The sequence below is a fragment of the Streptomyces rectiviolaceus genome, assembly GCF_039533825.1.
In the GTDB taxonomy this organism is placed as follows: domain Bacteria; phylum Actinomycetota; class Actinomycetes; order Streptomycetales; family Streptomycetaceae; genus Streptomyces; species Streptomyces rectiviolaceus.
The window spans coordinates 43,318-49,548 of sequence record NZ_BAAAUG010000018.1 but is presented as its reverse complement, the minus strand read 5'-3'; the positions used below and the strand labels follow the sequence as shown (position 1 = coordinate 49,548).

Here is a 6,231-nt window from a genome sequence, read left to right as displayed (position 1 = left end):
CTGGCGCACCGGGCCCGGCTCGCGGTCGGCCGCGGGCGCGCCGGGCAGCGGGGCGCCGTCCGGGCCCAGGTGGTGGCGGGCCAGGATGCCGGGGAGGTATCCGGGGGCGGTGGTGAGGCTGTAGTACGGGGCGATGGGCGGCAGTTGAGGCTGCGCGAGGAGGCTCGCCACGCGCTCGCGGGCCGCGTCGAACGCCTTCTCGTACGTCCCGTCGGGCGCGACGCCCTGCCGTGCGACCCACTCCGGAGCGGCCTCGGGGCTGTACCCCGCGTCGATCTCGTCCCAGGACGCCAGGCATCCGGAGCCGATGAAGTGGTGGTTGCCGAGCGCCTCGCGCACCCCGAGGTCGGTGAGGACCACGGTGGGGATGCGGCGGTGCAGGGATTCGAGCGCGGCGGTGGAGCTGACCGTGACGAGCAGGTCGGTGCGGTCGAGGACCCCGCCCATGTTCCCGTACACGAGGCGGCAGTTGGGCGGCAGGTCCTCGCCCTTGGCGAGCTTCTGGTAGGGCAGTTCCTCGATGTGCGTGGTGTGTTCGCCGGGCTTGCTGCGCAGCTTGATCAGGACCTCGCGGTCCGGGTGAAGGCGTGCGTGCTCGACCATGCGGCCCAGCAGGTACGTACGGTGTGCGCGGCTGTCCGGCACGGAGGGCTGCGCGGCGAAGACAACCGTGTACGGGTCAGCCGTGTCCGGGTCGCGCTTCTCGTACGCCGCCCCGCCGAGGAACGGCAGCGCACTCTCCACCACACCCGACGCGTCGGCGCCCACTCCCTCGTACACGGCGCGGAAACGCTCCGCGTCCTGCCGGGAGTTGGCGAGGACGACGTCCGCGCCGTGCCGCAGGAGCAGGCCGTCGGCGAGCTTCTCGTAGACGACGCCGACGTATCCGGTGACGATCACGGGACGGCGCCGGTCGGAGGCCACCGCTATGCGGGCGAGCCCGTGCAGCACCGCCTGGACCGCGCCGCCCACGAGAGCGAGCACGATCACGTCGGGCGCTTCGCGCTCCACCTCGCGCAGGAACTCGACCGCGGTGACCTCACGGAGCGAGTCCGCGCGCACCCCGACCTCTTCGAGCTGACGGACGGTGGGCGTGGCCCGGCCCCTGAGGAGGCGTCCGTCGAGGCGTATGTCCGCTCCCTCACCCGCGAGGCGGCTCGCGGTGAGCGCACCCCATTTCCACCGGGTGTCGGAGTCGGCGAGCACGGTGATCCGTGTCGTCCCGCTGTTGCTTACTGGCACAGGAAGGACGCTAGGAAGGCATTGAGATTGGCGGCCCAACTCAGGTGCAACAAACGGTTAACAGCACGCCGACGAATGGCGAATCAGTCCCGGAAACCGCCGTTCAGCAGGCGGGTTAACCATTCCGCCATGCGTCGTTCACCTGACATCTCACCTTCGGCCAAGACGAATGCCGGGCCGACACCTAACGTCACCCACGTGGTTAAGCTCTCCGTCATCGTGCCGTTCTACAACGTGCAGCAATACGCGCCCGACACCTTGAGGAGTCTGCGAGCGAACGCACGCGAAGACTTCGAATTCATTCTCGTCGACGACTGTTCGAAGGATGAGACTCCAGAGATCCTGGAGCGTGCCGCGCGCGAGCTGCCCGGCGCCGTCCATCTCAGACATGAGACGAACGGCGGTCTGGCGACCGCCCGCAACACGGGCCTTGACGCGGCGCGCGGCGAGTACCTCACCTTCCTGGACGGTGACGACTGGCTCGCCCCCGGCTACTACGCCCAACTCGTCGCGGCCATCGAGCAGTTGGGCTGCGACTTCGTGCGCACCGACCATGTGCAATGCACCGCTCGGGCCCGCTCCATCCACCGTGTCCCGCACGGCAGGCGCGGTGTCGTCATGCCGCCGCGGGACGTCATCCTGCCCGCCGACCGGTCGACGTCGGTCGACTACGCCTACGCCTGGGCGGGCATCTACCACCGGCGCCTGGCCGACCAGGGCCTGCTGCACTTCACGGACGGTCTGCGCACCGCGGAGGACCGGCCGTGGATCTGGCGGCTGCACCGCGAGGCGGAATCCTTCGCCGCGGTGGGTCTGCTCGGCGTGTTCTACCGGCGCGGGGTCGCATCGTCGCTCACGCAGATCGGTGACGTACGACAGCTCGATTTCATTCGTGCATTCGACCAGGTGGTCCGGGAAACGGCGGAGGACCGCGACGCGGACAAACTCCTGCCGAAGGCCGTCCGTACTTACTGCGCGATCATTTCCCACCATCTGGGATCCATCGAAAGGTTCGAGCCACAAGTGGCGCGGAAATTGAAGTCACTGAGCGCGGCCGCCCTGAAGCGGATGCCGCAGGGCGTTCTCGACGACGCCCTCGACTCCATGGACATACAGCGGGCGACCCGCCTTCGCCGCCTTCGTCGGCGCCCGGTGTCGGCGGAGGTGGCCGCGTAATGGCGACGACGCAGATCTTCTTCGCGTCCACGCTGTACGGCACCGCGACGCTCGCCGCCGCGATCGACGCCGACCGCTTCGGCCCGGCCGACCGGCGGCTGCTGCTCGTCAGCAACAACGCGGCGACGCCGGAGACGACGGTCGCCGTCGACGAGATGCCGGGCTTCGAGCGTCTGAGGGACCGTTTCGACGACGTACGTTCCTGGAACGAGGCCATCTCCCCTTTTCATCCGGGCGGTTGGTCTCCCCGGGCTGACGACATCCCGATGTGGGAGCGGTACATCCGGCTCCTGTGGGACCTCGGTGACGACGACATCGAGCTGGCCGTCGAGTCGATCCAGGTCAACCCGGCCCTGGCCCTCGCGCAGATCTTCACGGGCGCGCCCGTGGACGTCTACGCGGACGGCCTGATGAGCTACGGCCCGACCCGCAACAAGATCGACCCACTGGTCGGCACACGGGTGCGCCGCCTGCTGCACCTGGACCTGGTGCCGGGCCTGACCCCGCTGCTCCTCACCGAGTTCGGCGTCGAGCCGGAGATCGTGCCGACCGACGCGTTCGTGAAGGTGCTCGACCGTCTGGCGGACGGTGAGACGGACGTCGCGAACGTCCCCGACATCGCCGAACCCGCCCTGCTCCTTGGCCAGTACCTCTCCGCGCTCGGCATCCTGACCGCCGAGGAAGAGGAGGAACTGCACGTACGCATGGTGCGCGGCGCCGCCGAACTCGGCCACACGCGCGTGGTGTTCAAGCCGCATCCGACGGCACCCGCCCGCTGGTCGCGGATGCTCGAGAAGGAGGCGGAGGCGATCGGCGTCGAGCTGACCGTCCTCGACTCGCCGGTCCTTGCCGAGGTCCTGTACCAGCGGATGCGTCCCGCGCTCGTCATCGGCTGCTTCTCGACGGCGCTGCTCACCGCCTCCGCGCTGTACGGCCTGCCGGTCGCCCGCACCGGCACGGAGACGCTCCTGGAGCGGCTCGCGCCCTACCAGAACAGCAACCGCGTCCCGGTCACCATCGTGGACGCACTGATCCCCGACCTCGCCGACAAGGGCGCGGTCACCGGACGGCAGCCGGGCATGCCGGTCGCCGACCTGGGCGAGCTGCTCGTCGCCGTCGGTTTCGCCATGCAGCCGCAGATCTATCCTCGCCGCCGCGGGGCCGCCGAGCGGTATCTCTCGACGCACCTCAGCCCGCACACCTGGCGCTACTTCAAGCGGCGCCGCCTCACGGCCCTCGCCCTGCCCGGAGCGCTGCCATCGCAGCTCTCGTTCATCCCGCGCAACGCGGCCGTACGCCGGGTCGCGCGCCGCGCCCGTTCGGTCCAGCGCTCCATCAAGCGGACCGCACTCGGATGACCTCTCCCCAAACCACGCTCCCCAAGCACTCCCCGGGGGCGGACACAACAGGCACCCTCACGCGCACGATCGCGGCCCCTCCGGTGGTCAGGCGTGCGCGACCCCGGCTCAGAGCCCTGGACGGCCTTCGCCTCATCGCGGCCCTGATGGTCGCCGCCTACCACTACGGCGGCCGTGACGGCGAGATCACCGAGGCCTGGGGCGGCTCACCGCAGCTTCAATTCCCCACGGCGCACAACTGGTTCGCGTACGGCTGCCTCGGCGTGCAGATCTTCTTCGTCATCAGCGGCTTCGTGATCTGCATGAGCGGCTGGGGCCGTCCGCTGCGCGCGTTCTTCGCGTCGCGCGCGTCACGTCTGCTGCCCTCGTACTGGGCCGCGATCGTCCTGGTGACGGCGGTCTTCGCGCTGCCCGTCGTGACGTACCAGGCGGTCTCGCCGAGCGATGCCCTGGTGAATCTGACTATGCTGCAGCAACCCCTTGGCGTGGACCGGGTGTTGGGCGTCTGCTGGACGCTCTGGGCCGAGCTGCGCTTCTACGCGCTGTTCGCACTCTTCGTCGTCATGCCGGGCGCGAACCGGGCCCGCGTGATCCTGTTCTGCGCAGTGTGGACCCTTGCCGCGGTCATCGCCGAGGGTGCGAACGAGCCGCTGCTCGACCTGGTCCTCATGCCCGAGTACGCCCCCTTCTTCATCGGCGGCATCGGCATCTACCTCGTCCACCGCGACCGCAAGGACCTCACGGCCTGGGGCATCGTGGGGGTGAGCTGGCTGATCGGCCAGCACTACGCGGTATCCCGCCTGTGGCACGCGCCGAACCCGGAGTTCTTCTCCTACCGCACGTCCTTCGGCATCATCGCGGTCGTGACGGCGGGCTTCGCCGCGGTCCTGCTGATCGCGCTCGGCGCCCTGCACCGGGTCGACTGGAAGTGGCTGACGGTGGCCGGCGCCCTGACGTACCCGTTCTACCTGGTGCACGAGCACCTGGGCTGGGTGACGGTGGCCGCGCTGCACCGGGGGCTCGGGCTTCCGTCGTACGCGACCTTCGGTCTGACGATCGTCGCCATGCTGCTGCTCGCGTGGCTCCTGAACCGTTTCGTGGAGGAGCGGCTCACGCCGCTGATCCGGAACGGGCTCATGGTCCGGAAGTGACTCCGTCCGCGGTGGTGTCGGCGTCGTCCGTCACCGCGCGGGCGACCTCCATCGCCTCGCCCATCACGACCTCGGCCTCACCTATCGCGTCCACCAGCTCCTGGACCAGCCGTTCCAGCGTCTCGCCTTCATTCATGGGGCAAGACTATGCGTGCCGGGTCTCCAGCATCGTCGCCCCGATCCCGGCGATCACCGCGGTGAGGCCCTTCTCGAACCCCGCGTCGTAGTCACGGAACATCTCGTCGCCCGCCGCCGACGCGAGCGGATACGCGGCGAGGCGCTCCGCGCGGGCCGCCAGGTCGTAGCCGCCCTCCGCCTTCGCCGGGTCAGGGCCCATGGACTGCTCCTCGATCACGTGGCCGATCGTGTAGCTGTACGCCGTGAGCCAGGCGCGTGCCGCCCCGCCCGGCGTGAAGCCCGCGTCGGTGAGCATGCGCAGATGGGCCTCCATGGGGGCGGCGTACGACAGGTCCGTGAAGTGCGTGCCGCTGTAGACCTTCGCGCCGTCGCGGTACATCAGCAGGTGGCGCCGCAGGCCCCGCATCGCGGCGGCGAAGGCGTCCGGCCACTCGGCGTCCGGCACCGCGCCCGCCGCGAGCTCCTCGTTCATGCGCCGCAGCATCTCCGTCGCCATCTCGTCGAGCAGCGCCTGCTTGTCCTTGAAATGCCAGTACAGAGCGGGCGCCTTGACGTCCAGCTCCTTGGCGATGGCACGCAGGGAGAGCCCGTCGAGGCCCGTCTCGTTCAGGAGCCTCAGGGCGGTGCGCGCCACGCGGGTGCGGTCCAGGGGTGTCGTAGCCACCTTGACAATTTAACACCGTTAAGCGCAGGCTCTGAACATGGCACTTAACAGCGTTAAGGACGCGGCCGTCACGGCTGTCATGACCGACGTACTCATCGTGGGCGCCGGACCCACGGGCCTGGCCCTCGCCTGCGACCTCGCACGACGCGGCGTACCTGCCCTGGTCGTCGAGCGGGCCGACGCCCTCTTCCCCGGCTCCCGCGGCAAGGGCATCCAGCCCCGCACCCAGGAGGTGTTCGACGACCTCGGGGTCATCGAGGCGGCCGAGGCGGCGGGCGGCCCCTACCCGGTCGGCATGGTCTGGCAGAACGGCGAGCGACAGGGCGCGCACCGGATGTTCGAGGAGAAGGAGCCGACGCGGGACTCCCCCTACGACCGGCCGCTGATGCTCCCCCAGTGGCGTACGCAGGAGATCCTGCACGCCCGCCTGCGCGAACTCGACGGCCGCACCAGCGTGCTGACCCGCGGCCAAGGCACGGAATTCGACAGCCTCCGCGACTAC

7 protein-coding genes are annotated in these 6,231 nt (G+C 69.7%); 4 read left to right on the top strand and 3 right to left on the bottom strand.

Annotation, left to right across the window (positions count from 1 at the left end; translation table 11 throughout):
• A partial coding sequence (locus ABD378_RS04305; RefSeq protein WP_344519004.1) for a DUF6716 putative glycosyltransferase occupies positions 1–1,242 on the bottom strand: 1,242 nt, incomplete at its 3' end.
• A gap of 198 nt (positions 1,243–1,440) precedes the next feature.
• Between ABD378_RS04305 and ABD378_RS04300 the strand changes: the two genes are divergently transcribed.
• The 3 genes from ABD378_RS04300 to ABD378_RS04290 are packed head-to-tail and all read left to right on the top strand — an operon-like array spanning position 1,441 to position 4,927.
• Complete coding sequence (locus tag ABD378_RS04300) at positions 1,441–2,418, top strand: glycosyltransferase family 2 protein (protein ID WP_344519003.1); 978 nt, start codon at positions 1,441–1,443, stop codon at positions 2,416–2,418.
• On the top strand, positions 2,418–3,776 hold the full coding sequence (locus tag ABD378_RS04295; protein ID WP_344519002.1) for an alpha-2,8-polysialyltransferase family protein: 1,359 nt from the start codon (positions 2,418–2,420) through the stop codon (positions 3,774–3,776). The genes ABD378_RS04300 and ABD378_RS04295 overlap by 1 nt, the downstream gene beginning before the upstream one ends.
• Positions 3,773–4,927: an acyltransferase family protein gene (locus ABD378_RS04290; protein ID WP_344519001.1), complete on the top strand. Its 1,155-nt coding sequence runs from the start codon at positions 3,773–3,775 to the stop codon at positions 4,925–4,927. The genes ABD378_RS04295 and ABD378_RS04290 overlap by 4 nt, the downstream gene beginning before the upstream one ends.
• On the opposite strand, the gene ABD378_RS04285 is transcribed toward ABD378_RS04290, so the two are convergent.
• The gene (locus tag ABD378_RS04285; RefSeq protein WP_344519000.1) at positions 4,911–5,063 is read right to left on the bottom strand and encodes a hypothetical protein; all 153 of its coding nucleotides are present in this window, start codon (positions 5,061–5,063) and stop codon (positions 4,911–4,913) included. The two genes, ABD378_RS04290 and ABD378_RS04285, sit on opposite strands and share 17 nt — an antisense overlap.
• 9 nt (positions 5,064–5,072) lie before the next feature.
• Complete coding sequence (locus tag ABD378_RS04280; RefSeq protein WP_425583813.1) at positions 5,073–5,738, bottom strand: TetR/AcrR family transcriptional regulator C-terminal domain-containing protein; 666 nt, start codon at positions 5,736–5,738, stop codon at positions 5,073–5,075.
• 28 nt (positions 5,739–5,766) lie between these two features.
• Here ABD378_RS04280 and ABD378_RS04275 point away from each other — a divergent pair.
• Positions 5,767–6,231: FAD-dependent monooxygenase (locus ABD378_RS04275; RefSeq protein WP_344518998.1), on the top strand; the 465-nt coding region annotated here is incomplete at its 3' end.

Excerpts from the sequence above, each read along its gene's own strand:
- ABD378_RS04295 (WP_344519002.1), top strand. The coding sequence starts at position 2,418 with ATGGCGACGACGCAGATCTTCTTCGCGTCCACGCTGTACGGCACCGCG.
- ABD378_RS04290 (WP_344519001.1), top strand. The coding sequence starts at position 3,773 with ATGACCTCTCCCCAAACCACGCTCCCCAAGCACTCCCCGGGGGCGGAC.
- ABD378_RS04285 (WP_344519000.1), bottom strand. The coding sequence starts at position 5,063 with ATGAATGAAGGCGAGACGCTGGAACGGCTGGTCCAGGAGCTGGTGGAC.